Annotated in this window: 20 protein-coding genes and 1 pseudogene; 16 read left to right on the forward strand and 5 right to left on the reverse strand. The window is 34.6% G+C overall.

What is annotated here, in order from left to right:
- The first annotated feature begins 7 nt into the window (after positions 1-7).
- From ACQH2P_RS02935 to ACQH2P_RS02945, 3 genes are read left to right on the forward strand one after another with little or no spacing between them, the layout of a single operon-like run.
- Entirely contained in the window at positions 8-487 is a 480-nt protein-coding gene (locus tag ACQH2P_RS02935; RefSeq protein ID WP_425362933.1) for a F0F1 ATP synthase subunit B family protein, read from the forward strand.
- A complete protein-coding gene (locus ACQH2P_RS02940; protein ID WP_425362934.1) occupies positions 487-984 on the forward strand; it encodes a F0F1 ATP synthase subunit B family protein in 498 nt (165 codons plus the stop codon). Before ACQH2P_RS02935 ends, ACQH2P_RS02940 begins: the two co-directional genes overlap by 1 nt.
- A gap of 18 nt (positions 985-1002) precedes the next feature.
- Positions 1003-1548 carry a GNAT family N-acetyltransferase gene (locus ACQH2P_RS02945; protein WP_425362935.1) on the forward strand — a complete coding sequence of 182 codons (546 nt, stop codon included), beginning with the start codon at positions 1003-1005 and terminating at the stop codon, positions 1546-1548.
- Here the strand turns inward: ACQH2P_RS02945 and ACQH2P_RS02950 are convergent.
- The gene (locus ACQH2P_RS02950; RefSeq protein WP_425362936.1) at positions 1545-1685 is read right to left on the reverse strand and encodes a hypothetical protein; all 141 of its coding nucleotides are present in this window, start codon (positions 1683-1685) and stop codon (positions 1545-1547) included. The two genes, ACQH2P_RS02945 and ACQH2P_RS02950, sit on opposite strands and share 4 nt — an antisense overlap.
- Before the next feature lie 73 nt (positions 1686-1758).
- Between ACQH2P_RS02950 and ACQH2P_RS02955 the strand changes: the two genes are divergently transcribed.
- The 4 genes from ACQH2P_RS02955 (at position 1759) to ACQH2P_RS02970 (ending at position 4800) form a co-directional block, all read left to right on the forward strand.
- Entirely contained in the window at positions 1759-1920 is a 162-nt protein-coding gene (locus ACQH2P_RS02955; protein WP_425362937.1) for a hypothetical protein, read from the forward strand.
- Positions 1921-1949: 29 nt separating this feature from the next.
- Positions 1950-3347, forward strand: a complete 1398-nt coding sequence (lpdA, locus tag ACQH2P_RS02960) for a dihydrolipoyl dehydrogenase (RefSeq protein ID WP_425362938.1) — start codon at positions 1950-1952, stop codon at positions 3345-3347.
- 154 nt (positions 3348-3501) lie between these two features.
- Positions 3502-3624 carry a hypothetical protein gene (locus ACQH2P_RS02965; RefSeq protein ID WP_425362939.1) on the forward strand — a complete coding sequence of 41 codons (123 nt, stop codon included), beginning with the start codon at positions 3502-3504 and terminating at the stop codon, positions 3622-3624.
- Positions 3625-3753: 129 nt separating this feature from the next.
- Positions 3754-4800 carry an IS110 family RNA-guided transposase gene (locus ACQH2P_RS02970; RefSeq protein ID WP_425362708.1) on the forward strand — a complete coding sequence of 349 codons (1047 nt, stop codon included), beginning with the start codon at positions 3754-3756 and terminating at the stop codon, positions 4798-4800.
- A 481-nt stretch (positions 4801-5281) separates the two neighbouring features.
- Here ACQH2P_RS02970 and trpS read toward each other — a convergent pair whose 3' ends face one another.
- Positions 5282-6271, reverse strand: a complete 990-nt coding sequence (gene trpS, locus ACQH2P_RS02975; RefSeq protein WP_425362940.1) for a tryptophan--tRNA ligase — start codon at positions 6269-6271, stop codon at positions 5282-5284.
- A 112-nt stretch (positions 6272-6383) separates the two neighbouring features.
- Here trpS and ACQH2P_RS02980 point away from each other — a divergent pair, with 112 nt between their 5' ends.
- The 5 genes from ACQH2P_RS02980 (at position 6384) to ACQH2P_RS03000 (ending at position 10738) form a co-directional block, all read left to right on the forward strand.
- Entirely contained in the window at positions 6384-7127 is a 744-nt protein-coding gene (locus ACQH2P_RS02980; RefSeq protein ID WP_425362941.1) for a lysophospholipid acyltransferase family protein, read from the forward strand.
- 82 nt (positions 7128-7209) lie between these two features.
- Positions 7210-7608, forward strand: coding sequence for a succinate dehydrogenase, cytochrome b556 subunit (gene sdhC, locus ACQH2P_RS02985; RefSeq protein WP_425362942.1), 399 nt, complete (start codon positions 7210-7212; stop codon positions 7606-7608).
- 22 nt (positions 7609-7630) lie between these two features.
- On the forward strand, positions 7631-7990 hold the full coding sequence (gene sdhD, locus ACQH2P_RS02990) for a succinate dehydrogenase, hydrophobic membrane anchor protein (protein ID WP_425362943.1): 360 nt from the start codon (positions 7631-7633) through the stop codon (positions 7988-7990).
- Between the two features lie 320 nt (positions 7991-8310).
- Entirely contained in the window at positions 8311-10101 is a 1791-nt protein-coding gene (sdhA, locus tag ACQH2P_RS02995; RefSeq protein ID WP_425362944.1) for a succinate dehydrogenase flavoprotein subunit, read from the forward strand.
- Between the two features lie 10 nt (positions 10102-10111).
- Positions 10112-10738, forward strand: coding sequence for a hypothetical protein (locus ACQH2P_RS03000; RefSeq protein ID WP_425362945.1), 627 nt, complete (start codon positions 10112-10114; stop codon positions 10736-10738).
- Positions 10739-10759: 21 nt separating this feature from the next.
- On the opposite strand, the gene ACQH2P_RS03005 is transcribed toward ACQH2P_RS03000, so the two are convergent.
- Positions 10760-11317 (reverse strand): phosphatidylglycerophosphatase A family protein, encoded by a 558-nt coding sequence (locus ACQH2P_RS03005; RefSeq protein ID WP_425362946.1) that lies wholly within the window; start codon positions 11315-11317, stop codon positions 10760-10762.
- Positions 11311-12540, reverse strand: a complete 1230-nt coding sequence (locus tag ACQH2P_RS03010) for an aspartate kinase (protein WP_425362947.1) — start codon at positions 12538-12540, stop codon at positions 11311-11313. Before ACQH2P_RS03010 ends, ACQH2P_RS03005 begins: the two co-directional genes overlap by 7 nt.
- A 111-nt stretch (positions 12541-12651) precedes the next feature.
- On the opposite strand from ACQH2P_RS03010, the gene ACQH2P_RS03015 reads away from it, so the two are divergent.
- Entirely contained in the window at positions 12652-12801 is a 150-nt protein-coding gene (locus ACQH2P_RS03015; protein WP_425362948.1) for a hypothetical protein, read from the forward strand.
- Between the two features lie 95 nt (positions 12802-12896).
- Here ACQH2P_RS03015 and rpsU read toward each other — a convergent pair whose 3' ends face one another.
- Positions 12897-13097, reverse strand: a complete 201-nt coding sequence (gene rpsU, locus ACQH2P_RS03020; protein ID WP_341748434.1) for a 30S ribosomal protein S21 — start codon at positions 13095-13097, stop codon at positions 12897-12899.
- Between the two features lie 752 nt (positions 13098-13849).
- Between rpsU and ACQH2P_RS03025 the strand changes: the two are divergent.
- The 3 genes and pseudogenes from ACQH2P_RS03025 to ACQH2P_RS03035 all read left to right on the forward strand — a co-directional run.
- A pseudogene (locus ACQH2P_RS03025) lies at positions 13850-14122 on the forward strand (COQ9 family protein); the annotation flags it as partial.
- A 17-nt stretch (positions 14123-14139) separates the two neighbouring features.
- The gene (gene ileS / locus ACQH2P_RS03030) at positions 14140-17469 is read left to right on the forward strand and encodes an isoleucine--tRNA ligase (protein WP_425362949.1); all 3330 of its coding nucleotides are present in this window, start codon (positions 14140-14142) and stop codon (positions 17467-17469) included.
- Between the two features lie 82 nt (positions 17470-17551).
- Positions 17552-18565, forward strand: a complete 1014-nt coding sequence (locus ACQH2P_RS03035) for a COX15/CtaA family protein (protein ID WP_425362950.1) — start codon at positions 17552-17554, stop codon at positions 18563-18565.
- Positions 18566-18572: the final 7 nt, after the last annotated feature.

Here is an 18572-nt window from a genome sequence, read left to right on the forward strand (position 1 = left end):
GATAACTATGCCTCAGTTTGACGTTGCTTTTTATTGTTCACAAATCTTCTGGTTGGTAGTTGCTTTCAGCTTCTTATATCTTTTAGTTCATAAGTTCATCGTACCTTTAACTGAAAAGATTCTTAAGAGTAGAGAAACTTATATAGATACTAATATTGCTAGTGCAGAAAGTCTTGCAGCAAAAGCTGATATCCTGCACAAGCAATATGCTGGTCAGCTGGAAGAAACATCAAATATCGTAGAAAATATTAAGAAAGAAGCTAAAGATGCGATGGAAACATCTTTTTTATCAAAAAAAAAGCAACTCCATAATGAATTGAAAGTACAAATTGAAAATAATCGTCATGATATAGAAACAATTAACAAATCGTTTTGGCTTGATGAAAATGATTCATGTGTCAATTTAGCAAAATTATTAATTCAAAGAATTACTAATCAACCAGTTGATCTAGAATTACTAAAAGAATCTTATAAAAAGATAAAGTAATGCTCTTATTTGACGAAAAATTTTGGCTAGCCATCTGTTTCTTAATTTTTGTGTATTTAGTCTATAGACCAATAAAAAATATAATTCTAAAATCGTTAGATGACAAAATTATTGCTATCAAAAACCAAGTTGCAGAAGCTCAGAAGCTTAACGAAGATATGACCTTATTATTTGAAGATGCTGTAAAGCAGATACAACAGATTGAGGTTCTAAGAGAAGAAATGCTTAAAGATGGCAAGGAAACTGCCAATAACCTAATTGAACAACAAAATGCAGAAATTGATAAGTTTTTAAAAAGCAAAAAACTCGAGACTATAGATTTAATGAACAGGCAAAAATTAGAAGCTTCTCAAATGCTGCAATCTGAGTTTTGCGATAAAATGGTAGAATTAGTAGCTATATATATGCAATCTACAAAAAACAATGGCATGTCAGATAGTGAAATAGCTAAAAATCTTATGGAAAATTCACCCTCTGAAAAATTTATAAGAGATTAAAATAAATACAGAGTTGATATGAGTACACTTAAGCATAGAGAACTGAATGATGCTAAGATAAGTTTTTGCTTAGCCCAACCACAGGATGAAGATTTAATAAAATCTTGGTTTGATAAACCACATGTTAAAAATCACTGGGACAATAGTAGCGATCTACTAGAAAACTTACGGAATTATTTACAAGGCACGAAAGATATTTTTGATTATTGGCTAGGCTTTTATGACATGCAACCCTATGCATTAATAATGACATCAGACGCAAACGACTCTACACCAGAACATCTAGTACCTTGGGTTAAACCTGAAGAAACCAATTGGACTATAGACTTTATGATAGGACAAGAAGATTTTTTAGGATTAGGTTTAAGCTCAATGACCTTAGCAAGATTTATAAACGAAAAAGAACAAGTTACCACCTGGCTAATTGATCCCAATCAATCAAACTACAAAGCAATTAGTGCCTATAAAACAGCTGGTTTCCAAATAGTAGATAGCTTTGTTCCATCTACAGGATACTTTAAGGATGTGCCGCATTATTTAATGATTTTGAATAATTATAGCTAACCCGAATGAGTTCTAGATAATTTCTTTGTTATTAGCAACAAAGAAATCTTGTCATCTCTACGAAAGGTATCTAGATTCCCGCCTACGCGGGAATGACAAGAGAGTATGGGAATGGCAAGGGAGTGTGGGAATGACATAATATCTAAAACTTATTTGGGTTAGCTATAAAAAACAATTATTTTTTTAAAAACTATTAGTGTTGGTATGTTTATGGTTTATAATGCTATTATAGCTAACCAGATTAACACTACTCCGTCATTGCGAGTAGGCATAAGCCTACGAAGCAATCCATTTCTGGTTACTTTTTGGATTGCTTCGTCGCTACTAAAGCAGCTCCTCGCTAATAGACAAAGGAGTTATCTAAAACCTTAACTGGTTAGCTATATTATGGAGAAAAATATATGCAAGAATTTGATTTAATAGTGATTGGTAGTGGTCCTGCTGGTTATACAGGAGCAATAAGAGCAGCCCAGTTGGGTATGAAGGTTGCCTGTATAGAGAAAAGGGTGACGCTTGGTGGTACTTGCCTAAATGTTGGCTGTATTCCTTCCAAGGTATTACTAAACTTTTCTGAAAAATATCATGAAGTGTTAAACCATTGTGCTGATATTGGTATTATGACCTCAGCCAAACTTGATTTACAAAAAATGATGAGTAAAAAAAGTCAGGTAGTATCAGACTTATGTAAGGGTATAGAAAGTTTGTTTGTAAAAAATAAAATCACTAAATTTACAGGAAGTGCTAAGTTTATTTCAGCCAATCTTGTGGAGATTACTAACGGTACATCAGTTGAACAGATATCTGGTAAGAATATTTTAATTGCTACTGGCTCTGATATTATTGAAATGCCCAATATTGTTGTTGATGAGGAATATATAGTTTCATCAACGGGAGCTTTGAGTCTTGCTAAAGTCCCGGAAACTATGGTAGTAATTGGTGGCGGTTATATAGGTTTAGAGCTTGGTTCGGTATGGAATAGGCTTGGTTCTAAAGTAACGGTTATTGAATATGCTGGAAGCATTGTGCCAGCTTTAGATAAAGAGATTATCAGTCAATTTACCAAAATCCTGCAAAAGCAATCAATTGAATTGCGATTAAATACTAAGGTTCTGTCTGCTGAGAAAAAAGCAGGAAAAGTTATTTTAAATATACAACAAACAACTGATAGCTCAGTGCAACAGATCAGTGCTGATATAGTATTATTAGCCGTTGGCAGAAAAGCTCATACAACAGATTTAGGGCTAGATAAATTAGTTATTAAAACAGATAAACAAAATAGAATTACGGTTAATGACCAGTTCCAAACAATAATTCCTAATATTTATGCTGTCGGTGATGTAATTGCTGGTCCTATGCTTGCTCATAAGGCAGAAGAGGAAGCTGTTGCTGCCGTTGAAATTATGGTAGGCTTAGCAGGTCATGTTAATTATAATCTTATTCCAAGTGTCATCTACACTTATCCAGAAGTGGCAAGTGTTGGTTTAACGGAAGAACAATTAAAAGAAGCTAAGATTGATTATAAGGTTGGTAAATTTCCATTTTTGGCAAATAGTCGAGCCAGAGCTACAGGCTCTACCGATGGGATGGTAAAAATATTAGCTGATAGCGTAACGGATAAAGTGCTTGGAGCACATATTATAGGTTCTTCAGCTGGTACTATGATTGCAGAACTTGTAGCATTTATGGAATTTGGTGCTTCTTCAGAAGATATAGCAAGAACTTGTCATGCCCATCCTACCTTAAGTGAAGCCATAAAGGAAGCAGCTTTGGCTGTAGATAGGAGGGCTATTAATTTTTAGGAAGATTTATATTGACTCGTTAGTGTTTATCCATAGCAAACTGGTGTCATTGCGAGGAGGCATAAGCCGACGAAGCAATCATGTTTTGTGTCATACCTGTTTAAATTTAATGTCATACCTGCGGAAGCAGGTATAGTTATGCCTATAGGATTAGGTGATAAAGAACATAACTATTGTAAGTTGTCATTCCCGCGTAGGCGGGAATCTAGATACCTGCTTTCGCAGGTATGACACAAAGTTTGTATCACCTAATTCAATAGGTTTCACTATATCTTAGATTCCCGCATAAGCGGGAATGATGGTATGGACGAGTGAAGCGAAATATGCTTTACTTGTACGGAGTCTGGTGAAAAATGTTTTTCAGTTGCTCCAAATTAAATAACAATTTAATTAATAGGTCCATACCATGATAAATAATAGCATAGAAAATAGTATAATTGGAATAGATTTAGCAAAAAATATTATGCACTTGGTGCAAGTTGATCAAAATGGCAAAAAAGTCGGTCATCAAAAAGTTAAAAGAGATGAGTTAATAGGATGTTTAAACAATCTCAATAAAAGTTCACTGGTGGTCATGGAAGCATGTGGAGGAGGTAATTATTGGTCGCAAGAAATTAACAAGCTTGATTTGCAAGTTAAGTTGATGAAAACAAAAGATGTAAAAATTTATGCAACATCGAGGCAGAAAAATGATTATAACGATGCCTTAGCAATATGTAAAGCTGCTCGCGATCCAGAGCTAAAAGATGTGTTACCCAAAAGCAAAGAGGAACAAGATATAAAATTTTTGCATAAAATCCGAAGTAATACGATCAGAGATCGAGTACAAAAAACTAATTCTACAATATCAAGTTTATATGAATATGGTTATAATACAAAATTAAGCAAAAATAAATTTTGCAAAGCATGTAAGTCGGAGGTAGAATTAGCGTATATAGAAGGTTATATAACTTCTGGGGTACAGTCAATTTTACTTTTAGAATGTGAAGAAATTGAGAATTTGTGTAACAAAGAAAAAACTTTAGAAAAGCTGATAATCAGTAATAATAAACAGAATGAGAAAGCTATTAGGTTGCAGACAATTTTTGGGATTGGAGCAATCAATGCTAGTTGTTTGAGCGTAGCACCAATGGAAAATTACGCAACCCCGAGGGATTTTTCTGCGTCGCTTGGTTTGGTGCCAAAACAATACACCTCAGGAGATAAGATAGTTTTAGGAGGAATTAGCAAACAAGGTGATAGATATGCTAGAACTATGTTGATTCAAGCTGCAAGAACAATAGCAATAAGAGCCAAAAGCGATAAAGAATCAAAAGATAAGCTAGTTCAGTGGGCAGTGAAGAAATTTGCTGAAAACAAATCATATAATATTATATGTGTTGGTTTAGCGAATAAATTAGCTAGAATAGCTTATGCAGTAGTTACCAATGGCAGCGAGTATGTCGCAAATTAGCGCTGTTGGCAAGAAGGATAATTTATGTCAATTAAGCAAAAGAATGGCAATTGGTAAATATTGCGAGTAAGTTAGTAACAATAAAGAGAACGAAAGTAAAAGAGTTAATGAAATAAGTATTCTGAACAAAATCCGCAATTATGTCGAGGCTCTAGAAGCCGTGGGAATGAGAGGTTACTCAAGGATATTTAGAAGAATGCAGAAACCATTATGGCACTCGATGCCGAATATATGACCGCTTCCTTTGTGGCTCTATTTTTTATTTTCTTTATTGACAAATTCACTCGTCCATATATGACATGGGAACTCCGGGAACAACTTACAACTGCTTCGTCGACCTACGGTCTTCTCGCAATGACGTTGACCACATACGACTTTTAAAGTACACTATCTAAAACCGCTTCCTCTTCTAACTTTCGACAGTTATGCTGTTTTTCCTATGACTTTTAATACCATGCGTAAGGTGAGTTCGTAATTGGTTTTACACAACAAAGCCCATTAATTTTTTGATTTCAGTCAGAGTTTTAGTAGCGATAATTCTAGCTTTATCTGCTCCGTTATGTAGTGTAGTTATCAGATAATCTGGGTTTTTCATTAACTCTGCATATTTAGTATTAATGGGAGTTAGAGTTGTGATGATGATATCAGCTAGATCATCCTTAAATTTGGCAAAGCCAGCATTTTGGTATTGATCAACTATTTTGTCAATATTAGTACCAGATAAACTGCGATAAATATTAATTAAATTGCTAATTTCTGGTCTATTCTGAGGATCATAACTGATTTCAGCTAAATGATCGGTCTTAGCTTTTTTAATTTTTTGGTAAATTTGATCTCGACTATCATTTAAATTAATACGAGATAAATCAGATGGATCAGATTTACTCATTTTTTTACGACCATCTTTTAAGCTCATTATTCTTGATGAGCCTTGAATTAATGGTTCAGGTAATTTTAGGATATCTTGATTAAATTTCCTGTTGATAATAGCCGCAATATCTCTGGTAAGCTCTAAATGTTGTTTTTGATCATCGCCAACAGGTACTATATCAGCATTATATAATAATATATCAGCTGCCATCAATACTGGGTAAGACAATAATCCTAAACCAGCATTTTCTTGGTCTTTTCCCGCTTTGTCTTTAAATTGAGTCATCCGTTTAAGCCAACCAAGTGGGGTAACACAATTTAATATCCAAGCAAGTTCCGTATGCTCTTTCACCATACTTTGTACAAATATGGTAGTTTTCTCTGGCACAAGCCCTGTTGCTATATATATAGCAACAGTTTGCAATATAGAAGAGTTTAGTTCTATAGGTGAACGATCTATAGTAATAGCATGCAAATCGGCTAGAAAGAACAAGCAGTTATATTCATCTTGGAGCTTAGACCAATTGACAATTGCTCCGAGATAGTTTCCTAAATGCAAAGCCCCGGTCACTTGACATCCTGATAGAGCTGTTTTTTTCATTGCATTTCTCCGAATAATTATACTATGGATAGAAGTAATCTTATGTGCTATTATATATCTATTATATAATAGATATATATCTGTTCATTATTAACAAGTGAGTTAACCAACTATGTTTTGGCGTTTAAGAGTATTAACATTCTATGCACTACTTGCTATATTTACCATTACATTCTTCCTTATATGTTACATACCCGTAACATTTTTCAATGTCAACTATTATATAAGATATAGGATAGGGTTTATTTTCTCCTACGTATTTATTTGGCTGGCTAGAATCTTTTGTGGTTTAAAATACCAAGTTTCTGGTCTAGACAAATTGCCTTCATCTCCTTCTATAGTATTGTCTAATCACCAATCATGCTGGGAACAAATATTTGTACAATTAATTATACCTGAGCATTCTTGGGTATTAAAAAAAGAGTTATTTAATATCCCGTTATTCGGTTGGGGATTGGAAATGGTTAAGCCAATTGCCGTAGACCGTAATGCCAATATCTCAGTTGGTCAAATTTTAAGAGAAGGACAAGAAAAGATAAAAAGTGGCTTATGGTTGGTTATGTTTCCTGAATCTACTAGATTTAAACCAGAACAAAACACTAAATTTAAACCTAGTGCAGTGAAATTAGCCTCATTGGCAAAAGTACCAATAGTGATGATGGCTCATAATGCAGGTGTATATTGGCCAAAGGGTCTTTGGATTAAAAAGCCAGGTGTAATTCAAGTAAAAATTATTGATGTTATCCCGGTAGAGGAAATAGAACAATCTGATGTTCGAAGCCTTACTGAAAAGATAGAGCAGGTGATTAATACCGAAAAGCAAATATTATTTGAACAAACTTATAAAAATAAATAATAACAGTATTTATCATCTACTCCTATTGTGTTATATTCCATTTTGGATCTCTCTACTGTTGTTTTAATATAAAATGTAATTTATGACAAAATATACGACAAAAACAAAGCCGGAAATTTATAATAGTAGACCAACTTCTCCTCATTTAACGATATACAAAAAACAGATAAGCTCTGTTTTGTCTATTTTTCATCGTATGACGGGAGTAGGCTTATTTTTTGGACTATCAGTATTGGTATGGTGCTTTATTTTTTTGGCTTTTAGCAAATTTAATCCTGAATATTTACAGTTTTTCACATGTAGCTTATTTAAAATTCCCCCAATATTCATAAGTTTCGCCTGGTTTTATCATCTATGCAATGGGGTGCGTCACTTAATTTGGGATAGTGGACATTGCTTTTCAATAAGAGCTATTAACTTCACAGGATGGTTTGTTGTAATAGCTTCCATAATGATGACATTAGCTTTTTGGTTGTTATAGTAATTTAATTTATGGTCTCTGTATGAATAATAATTTAAGGACAGATTTGGCAAAGAGCGCTTCTAGTCACTGGTTACATCAAAGAATCACTGCTATTATTTTGGCAATTTGCTCTATTTGGCTAATATTTTTTATTAAATGTAATATGGGCAAAGATTTGACTCATTTTGTTGGTGTTTTACAGAAACCTTACAATATTGTCCCTTTGGGAATATTGATTATTACCACCTTTTATCATTCAATGCTTGGTATGCAGGTGGTAATTGAAGATTATATTAGTTGTATCAAACTTCGTATTGGGTTAATTATATTTCTGAAAATATTTTGTATTATAACAATTGCATTCTTAGTGGTAGCATTATTTTATGCTATACTATTATAGTTAACTCTATTAGCATTTAGCCATAGCAAACTGGTGTCATTGCGAGGAGACCATAAGGTCGACGAAGCAATCTATCTATGATTAAAGACAATGTGGATTGCTTCGTTGTAGCAATGCTACTTCCTCGCAATGACGGTGTATTGCAAAGTTGTTATGCACTAGTGTATACGTCATTGCGAAACCACATAGTGGTTGAAGCAATCCACATTCATTAGATTGCTTCGTCGGCTTACGCCTCCTCGCAATGACGGAGTAATGCTAATCGGGTTATCATAGGTTAAAATTATTTGAGCATATTTGGAATAAAAGGGAATATATGAATGTCTAAATCTTATAATATTGTCCATCATCAATTTGACGCAGTGGTAGTTGGAGCTGGAGGAGCTGGTCTTAGGGCAACTTTTGGCATGGCAAAAGAGGGCCTAAGTACGGCTTGCATTAGCAAGGTTTTCCCAACTAGAAGCCATACTGTAGCGGCACAAGGTGGTATCAGTGCTTCCCTTGGTAATATGGGGCAAGATGATTGGCGTTGGCATATGTACGATACCGTAAAAGGATCGGACTGGCTAGGTGATCAAGATGCTATTGAGTATATGTGTAAACATGCAGCTGCGGCGGTACTGGAGCTTGAGCATTATGGGGTACCTTTCTCGCGAACAGAAGAAGGCAAAATTTATCAACGTCCCTTTGGTGGTATGACGACAAATTATGGCAAGGGACAAGCGGCTCAAAGGACTTGCGCTGCAGCAGATCGTACGGGGCATGCCATATTACATACTTTATATCAACAGGCTTTAAAAAATAAAGCCCAATTTTTTATTGAATATTTTGCCATTGATTTGTTAATGAATAATGGAGAATGTGTAGGGGTAGTTGCCTGGAATCTTGATGACGGGACAATACATTGCTTTCATTCTCACTTAGTAGTATTAGCTACTGGCGGATATGGTAGAGCTTATTTTTCTGCCACAAGTGCTCATACTTGTACTGGTGATGGAGGGGGAATGGCGGCAAGAAGTTCTATTGCCTTGCAAGATATGGAATTTGTCCAATTTCATCCAACTGGTATATATGGGTCTGGCTGCTTAATTACAGAAGGTGCTAGAGGAGAAGGGGGATATTTGGTAAATTCCAATGGTGAAAGATTTATGGAACGATATGCTCCAGCTGCTAAAGACCTTGCTTCAAGAGATGTGGTCTCAAGAGCCATTACCATGGAAATCAGAGAAAATAGAGGGGTAGGTGAGCATAAAGATCATGTATTTCTACATTTAGATCATTTATCGCCGGAAATTCTGCACGAACGTTTGCCGGGTATTTCCGAAACAGCAAAGATTTTTGCTGGTATTGATGTTAATAGACAACCAATACCTGTACTACCAACAGTACATTATAATATGGGGGGAATACCAACAAATTACCACGGGCAAGTTATTGATAAAGATCAGGATAATCATCCTAAAATTATTCCTGGGTTAATGTCAATTGGTGAGGCTGCCTGTGTTTCAGTACATGGAGCTAATCGATTAGGATCGAATTCTTTGCTTGATTTAGTGGTATTCGGTAGGGCGGCGGCGAAAAAAGCTGCTGAAATTGTTAAAGTGGGTCAACCTCATAAGGTTCTGCCTCAATCGATATTGGATAAAATAATTAGCAGGTTTGATGGCATACGTCATGCTAAAGGGGCTATACCAGTAGCTAGCCTAAGACTCAAAATGCAAAAAATTATGCAAAATCATGCGGCAGTATTCAGAACCCAAGAAGTTCTAGATCAAGGAATAGAACTGATTGACCAGGCACGAAAGGAATATGCCAATATTCAGATCAATGATAAATCATTAATATGGAATAGCGATTTAGTAGAAGCACTAGAATTAGCTAATTTATTAGACCAAGCAGTAATTACTATGCACTCTGCTGCCAATAGAAAAGAAAGTAGAGGGGCTCATTCTAGGGAAGATTATTTAGAGCGTAACGACGAGGAGTGGATGAAACATACACTCGCTTGGATCGATGAACAAGGTAATGTCAAACTGGATTATAAACCGGTAACTCTTACAACTTTAACAGATGAAGTGGATGCAATCCCACCAGCTAAACGAGTTTATTAAAATATAGCTTATGTTAAATTCAATAAGACTATGCCAAGCTTTAAATGAAAAAATATGTCATGATTTTGCAGGAACAATAGGTGTTATAGATAATAGTGTTGGCTTAATAAAAACTATAGACTATCAAGAAAAAGCTACTAAACTGATTCAGGATAGTACCAATAGACTTATAAGCTATTTGCAATTTTATCGTTATTTGTACTCTCCGGCTTCTGAGGATAACAAAATTTCTATTGCAGAAATTAATAGACTAGCTATTGATTTTTTAAAATCCAAAAATCATAATGTTGAATTAATATTTACAAGGTTATATAGCACAGATATCAATGACCATATAGCACAGATTATTATCTGTTTAATTATTGCAGTGTCTAATAATCTATCCAAAAATGCTGTTATTAAAGTTGAGCTAAAGATACAACATGACAAATTTATTGGTATGAAAATTGTAATAATAGACACAAATCTCAAGTTGGATCAGGATAAAACGGATATTTTGCTTGGGAAAAGAATTATTAAGGATGTAACTATAGAAAATGTTCACGAATATTACACTTACTACTTAATCACAGAATATGATTATAAGTTATTGGTTACTCCGTTAATCGGTTCAGTAGAGTATACTCTTCTGCTTTAAAGTAGGAAATCTCAAATACTTTTAACCAAACCAATCTATTAGAGTAAAGGTGATAGCATAATGCATAACTGAAGCAAAGATTGCTGCAGCAATATCATCTACCATAACACCAATACCACCTTTAATATTGGCATCAAGCCAATTTATTGGCCATGGCTTGATGATATCAAAAAATCTGAACAGAACAAAAGGTAAAGCCAATAAAAAGATAAAATTTAGCACAGGTGAACTTAAATATTTTGTAAGTCCTGAATAATTCATGAAAAAAACAGAAGGGAAGCTTAATATTATTGTTAGCATTTGACCAACCACCTCATCAATCACCACTTCTCTTGGATCCTCTCGCTTACTATAGTGTATGTATATTGAAGAAAAATAGGTACCCAATATAAATAGTAATAGGCAAATCAAAAAAGCGATAATAAAGATACTAATAAGCTCTGCTTGCATGGAAAGATATAATATCCAGTAGCACAAAGGGAAAGCAACCAAAGAGCCAAATGTACCAGGGCAATATTTTATTTTACCTACATAGAAAAAAGTTACAATAAGTTCCGCAAATTTGTGTTTATTCAGCATAAAACCCTACCTAATTCAAATAGTTGGTGTAAGCAACGTATTGTTTTCTCGGTGTCGAGGTCTTTTATTAGGATAGAAATTTTAATTTCTGAAATTTGTATCATTTTCACTGATACATTTTCTTTTTCCAGTTCAGTTAATATTATATTAAGTAAGTTATGATCATTTTTAATGCCGTGACCAATAATCGATACTATAGAAACTTGGCTGTCGATAATAAAATTATCTATCTGATTAGCATTTTTTAGCTCATCTAGGAAGTGCTGTAATTTGTTTTTATCCGATAGTTGGATAATAAAACTATATTGTTTATTTTCCTCAATATTTTCCATTAATTCTAGGTGAATATTATGGTCAGCGATGAGGTTACATATCTTAGAAAAAGTTAATTGAGTGGAATTTATTACTAATTTTAATAAATTTTTGTTGGAAGTAATGCCGGTAATTTTTCTATGTTCCATAATTTTTTCTCTAGATGTTATTAGTGTACCATTATTTTCATGGTATAATGGTAGTGAGAACGACGATAAAACGCGTATGGGTACGTTATATCTAATAGCAGCTTCTAAGGAGCGTGGATGCAACACTTTCGCCCCACAAGATGCAAATTCCAGCATTTCCTCAAAACTAATCTGTGATAATTTCTTTGCCCCAGGGACAATACGCGGATCGGCAGTAAAAACTCCTTCTACATCAGTGTATATATCGCATCTATCAGCTTGCATAGCAGCTGCAATTAACGAGGCGGTAGTATCCGATCCCCCCCGACCAAGCGTTGCCAACCTATTATTATTGCTGATACCCTGAAATCCGGCAATTATCGGGATGATGTTTTGTTTAAGACATTCTGTTAATAAATTAGTAGAGATTTGCTCAACCAAAGCTTTGCTATAATTATCATTGGTTAAGATTGGTAATTGCCATGCTAGCACAGATCTTGCATCTATGCCTTGTTGTTGTAGCTCAAGGGCGAGTAAGGACGCTGTCACCATCTCTCCACTACAAAGAGCGGTATCATATTCTGCAAGCTCTGAATTAGTCTTAAGACTAGAGACTTCATTACATAAAGTAACAAGCTGATTGGTAACACCAGCCATAGCTGAAACCACAATTATTACTTGATTTCCATGCTGCTTTTCAAGTTTAATAATTGGAATGATTTCTTTTATTCTTGCAATATTAGCAATGGAAGTTCCACCAAATTTTTGAACTATTATTGACATAAATTGAAGAATTATTATAAAGATGTCATTAGACTTCCTGCATAGGCTGTCATTTCCGTGTATGTTGTCTATTAGCGAGGAGCTACTTTAGTAGCGACAGCAATCTAATAAATGTGGATTGCCACGACCACTATGTGGTCTCGCAATGACGGAAGTACTCTCATCCACCGTCATTGCAAGAAGACCGTAGGTCGACGAAGCAATTGTAAGATGTCATTCCCGCGTAGGCGGGAATCTAGATCCCTGCTTTCGCAGGGATGACAAAAAAATTGCTTCGTCGGCTCACGCCTCCTGGCAATGACGTTGTTTGTTTTTCCACGACTTTTAAACTGCCCTGCTTCGCAGATATAATAGTTTTAACCTTCCATCAGTTGTTTACGGGCAACTTTTCTTTTCCTTCTTTCTGTTTCTTGATCCTTACGGACACGTTTTACTGAAGGAGGTTCATAGAAACGCGACATTTTCATTGAACGAAAAACAAGCTCTCTTTGCATTTTTCTTTTCAAATTTTTAATTGCTTGTTCACCATTCCCAGCATGAACATTTACTAGTATCACTTTTAATTACCCCCTTTTAGCACAAATTAGACTGTTGAATGATAGTGACATTATCTATATACTAAGTTTATATGTCAAGATTAAAAGATGCATTTATGACTATTGAAGAGAAATACCATAGTTTAAAAGTACAATTTGTACAGACTTTACCAAAGCTGCTAGCTTTTAGTCAGTGGAATAATAAATTATTAGCAGATACCGAAGAAGAGTGTGGATTTGTTAAAGGATATTGCCATATAATTTTTCCGGGTGGCATAAGGGAAGTAGTTGATTTCTTTGAAAATTGGCAAGACCAGAACATGCTTAACTTGCTATCTCAACAAGAAACTCCGACGAAAATAAGGGATAAAATTGATTTAGCTTTAAGAATTAGAATAAAAGATTGTATAGCTAATCCGACTAACATTACACCAAATTCACAGACGTTTACTAGTGAGGAAGACGTAAAGCCCGAACAAAGCGATCCTGTTTTATGTCATTCCGGCGAAAGCCGGAATCTAGATTCCCGCCTACGCGGGAATGACAACTTACAACGTGGGAATGGCAAATTACAATGCGGGAATGGCAAATTACAACGTGGGAATGACAACTTACAACGTGGGAATGACAACTTACAGCTTCCTCATCGTAGTAACTCTGCTCCTCGCAATAACGACAGTTTACATACTAATCAGGTTAGCTATATAGACTCAAAACTTGTACATTTAAGGAATCGCAGTTATTTTACCACACCATCAAACAGCATATTTGCAACAAAAATAGCTTTTCGTACGTGTGACTTAATTTGGCGTTATGCAGGTGATAAGTCTATAGATTATAATTATTATACTAAGAGAGGTTTGTTACTCAGCGTTTATATAACTTCAATACTCTATTATATTCAAGATGAGTCAGAAAATAATATAGATACTGATAAGTATATCACTAAATCCTTATCCAATATCATAACTATGACCTCTAAATGTAAGAATATTTTAAAGCTACCAAATCTTGTCGACATACCAATTATTCGACTATTTTCATAATAATCAATATTACAAACATGACTAAAAAACACTATCCAGATATTCAATCTAATGTTGATTTTCCAACAATTGAGAAAAAGATTCTAGCTTATTGGCAGAAGCATAATATTTTCCAAAAAACTATAGATGCTAGATCATCAGTAAAAAATGGACAGAATAATAGACTTCTTTCGAAACTCGCTTGTGTTGAGGGATTTGAAGGAGACACGGAGCACAGAACCGCAGCGTACTCTAATGTACGTGAGGATTCGAGCACCGGATCGACGTACAAATCACCAGCAGAAGTAGAGTTTCGAAAGAGGTCTAATGAATTCATATTTTATGATGGTCCGCCCTTTGCTAATGGCTTACCACATTATGGACATCTGCTAACTGGTTTCATCAAAGATGTTTATGCACGTTATCAAACCAGTAAAGGAAAAAGAGTTGAGCGACGCTTTGGCTGGGATTGTCATGGGCTTCCTGCCGAGATGCAAGCAGAAAAGGAGTTAGGTATTTCTGGTAGAACTGCCATCATCAATTTTGGTATTGATAAATTTAACAAGCATTGTCAATCATCGGTCATGAAATATGCTGATCAGTGGCAAGAATATGTTAATAGGCAAGCAAGATGGGTGGATTTTAACAATTCCTATAAAACTATGGATAAAGCCTTTATGGAATCTGTTTTGTGGGCTTTTAAAGAATTATACAATAGAGGACTTCTCTATGAATCGATGAGAGTAATGCCTTATTCCTGGGCATGTGAGACACCTTTATCCAATTTTGAGACTAGGCTAGACAATTCATATAGAGAAAGAGCTGACAAGGCGGTTACGGTAAGTTTTGTACTTAATGAGAAATTGCCAAGTGCTGTGCAATATAATGAATATAGAATGCTGGCATGGACTACGACACCATGGACTTTGCCGGCTAATTTAGCATTAGCCATTGGAGCAAATATTGAATATGTTCTAGTGCCAAATGGTCAGGTTTGTTATGTTTTGGCTAAATTTGCTTTGGAAAAATATAGCAAAGAATTAGGGCTTAGTGCTGACACAAATTATGATATAATTGAAGGTAAGTCTCTATTAAACCTGAATCTTACTTACCAACCATTATTCGATTATTTTTCCAATCATCCCGGTAGCTTCAAAGTCCTTTCCGGAGATTTTGTAGTCGAAGGAGACGGCACCGGTATCGTACATATGGCTCCCGGTTTTGGTGAGGAGGATCAGATTCTTTGTCAATCTCAAGGAATAGAGCTAGTTTGTCCTGTAGATAATGCTGGAAAATTTACCAAAGAAATTTATGATTTTGTTGGTTTACAAGTATTTGAGGCTAATGACCAAATTATTATTAAGTTAAAAAATCAGGGTAATTGGCTTAAAACCGAGCAATATATTCATAATTATCCGCATTGCTGGCGTACTGACACTCCTCTTATATACAAAGCAGTTCCTTCTTGGTATGTGAAAGTTACCGAATTTAAAGACAGGATGGTTGAACTAAATCAACAAATTAATTGGATACCCTTGCATATCAAGGATAATCTATTTGGCAAATGGCTAGAAAATGCTAGAGATTGGTCTATTAGCCGTAATAGATTTTGGGGGACGCCTCTACCAGTATGGAAGTCGGATGATCCGGCTTATCCTAGAATTGACGTGTATGGGTCAATAGAGGAGCTAGAAAAAGATTTTGGGGTGACAATCGTTGATTTACATAGACCTTTTATTGATCAGCTAACTAGAAAGAATCCAGATGATCCAACCGGCAAATCAATGATGCGTCGAATAGAAGATGTTTTTGATTGTTGGTTTGAAAGCGGCTCTATGCCTTATGGACAAGCACATTACCCATTTGAAAATAAAGAGTGGTTTGAGGGGCATTTTCCCGCTGATTTTATAGTGGAATATTCAGCACAAACACGTGGCTGGTTCTATACTCTGATGGTACTGTCAACTGCCCTTTTTGACCAACCACCTTTTTTAAATTGTATTTGCCATGGAGTTATACTAGACAGCACCGGACAAAAATTATCAAAGCGTCTTAATAATTATGCTGATCCGCTAGAATTATTTGATAAATATGGTTCTGACGCTCTAAGAGTTACCATGCTCTCTGCCAATGTGGTTAAAGGTCAGGAATTATTGATCGATAAAGACGGGAAAATGGTTTATGAGAGCTTACGTTTATTTATCAAGCCTATTTGGAATGCCTACCACTTTTTTACTATGTATGCTAATGCTGACCAGATCAAAGCTGAGCTAGACTTTAACTCTCAAAATGTGCTAGATCGTTATATTTTATCAAAACTAAAAATATCAGTACAAAAAATTCAGCATGGGTTAGATAATTTTGACAGTCAAATAGCTTATAGTAACGTTGCCGATTTTTTTGAAGTATTAAATAATTGGTATATTAGAAGAAGTAGGAATCGTTTCTGGAAAAGTGAAAAAGATCAAGATAAGAAAAATGCTTATAATACCTTATATAGTTGTATCATAGTAATGTCTTCCGCTCAATCCAGTTTACTGCCATTAATTTCCGAGGAAATTTATTTGGGGTTGATAGGATCAGAAAAGGAAGGGGATAGTGTTCATTTAACAGATTTTCCTACACTTGATACGATAGAAGTTGATGATGATTTGGTCAGCACTATGGATCAAATATTAGATATTTGTAGTAATGCTTTATTCATTAGAAGTAGTGAAAATATTCGGACTCGACAACCACTGAGCAGTTTAACAATCATTAGTAACAATAATGAATTATTAATAAAATTTGAAGAGTTGATTAAAGATGAGATCAATGTTAAAAGGGTTATTTATAGAAATGATGTAGAAAATTATGCCGATCATAAATTATCGATTAACTTTCCTAATTTAGGCAAACGTTTACCTCATAAAGTCAAAGATATCATAATAGCTTCTAAAAAGCAGCAGTGGCAGCTTACCCCTGAACATCTAATAATAGCGGGGGAGCAACTAAATAAAGACGAGTTCTCTCTAGTTTTACAACCTAAAAATGTTAAAGGTACAAAATCTTTAGCCAATAATCATGGACTAATATTGCTAGATTTAGAAATAACAAAGGAGCTATACGAAGAAGGTATAGCAAGAGATTTAATACGCTTTATTCAACAAGCAAGAAAAGACGCTAATTTTGCTATAAATGACAGAATTTTTCTAGAAATTGTTGGTAAACCAGATTTTATGCTAATAGTCCAGCAGCATAGTAAATTTATTCTCGAACAAACCTTAAGTGAATTTGCTAGCAATTTTACACCAGACTATATGACCAATATTGAATTAGATTCAAATACGATAAGCATAAGAGTGTCTAATAGTTATAGAAAAAATTAAAGACATCATAAAAATAATGATAATTGCTATTAGTGGATCAAAAAAATCTGTTATATTATAGATATCAAAGATAATGGGTTTAATGTCACAAATATTAGTAAAACGTTGGTTGGCTGCGTGCTGTTGCATGGTGGTGTTTATGATTTTTTGGGGTGGTTTTACTAGGCTTACTGATGCTGGTTTGTCAATTGTTGAATGGAAGCCAGTATCAGGTGTTGTACCACCACTCAATACTGTTGAGTGGCAGGATGAATTTAGTAAATATCAACAATCAGTCGAATATAAGCAAAAAAATACTAATATAACTCTCTCAGAGTTTAAATTTATTTTTTGGATTGAATTTATTCATCGTTTTGCTGGTAGAGTTGTCGGTTTATTATATCTGATACCGTTACTATATTTTTTGGTAACGAAGCAAATTGCTAGCAAATCACTACCAGTATATTTGGGGATATTGTTATTATTTGCGGTTCAAGGGTTTATGGGTTGGTATATGGTAAAAAGTGGGCTAATTTTGCAGCCATATGTCAGTCATTTTCGCTTAGCTGGGCATTTGATTATAGCGATTATTATCTATAATTTATTGTTTTATCAGTTGATGAAAAATAGTTTCGATATTTTACTAAATGAACAAACAATAAGTTTAAACCTAGCAAAATTATGTTGTTTAGTAACTATTAGTATAGTTTACATACAGATTTTTTTAGGGGGGCTAGTTGCGGGTCTTGATGCTGGTCAGGTATATAATAGCTTTCCATTAATGGGCAATAATTTTATACCTGAAGAACTAGCGTTTAAACTACTTACTATAGATAGCTTGAGTGATCCTGTAATTGTTCAGTTTTTCCATAGAATGGGAGCATATATGCTTTGTGTTAGTGCTGGATTTTTAGTAGTGAGCTTAATCAAAACCAAGCATCCTAAATTAAATAAAGTGGCTTATTATATTGTTGGTGTATTGCTATTACAAATGTTAGCTGGCATAGTGACTATTTTATATTCAGTACCTGTGTTAATAGCTTTACTCCATCAGATTTGTGCAATTATACTATTATCTTGTATATTGTGGAGTTATTTTTTATTAAAGAGTGCCTAAGGAGTGC

The sequence above is a fragment of the Candidatus Tisiphia endosymbiont of Hybos culiciformis genome (genome assembly GCF_964030975.1).
In the GTDB taxonomy this organism is placed as follows: Bacteria; Pseudomonadota; Alphaproteobacteria; order Rickettsiales; family Rickettsiaceae; genus Tisiphia.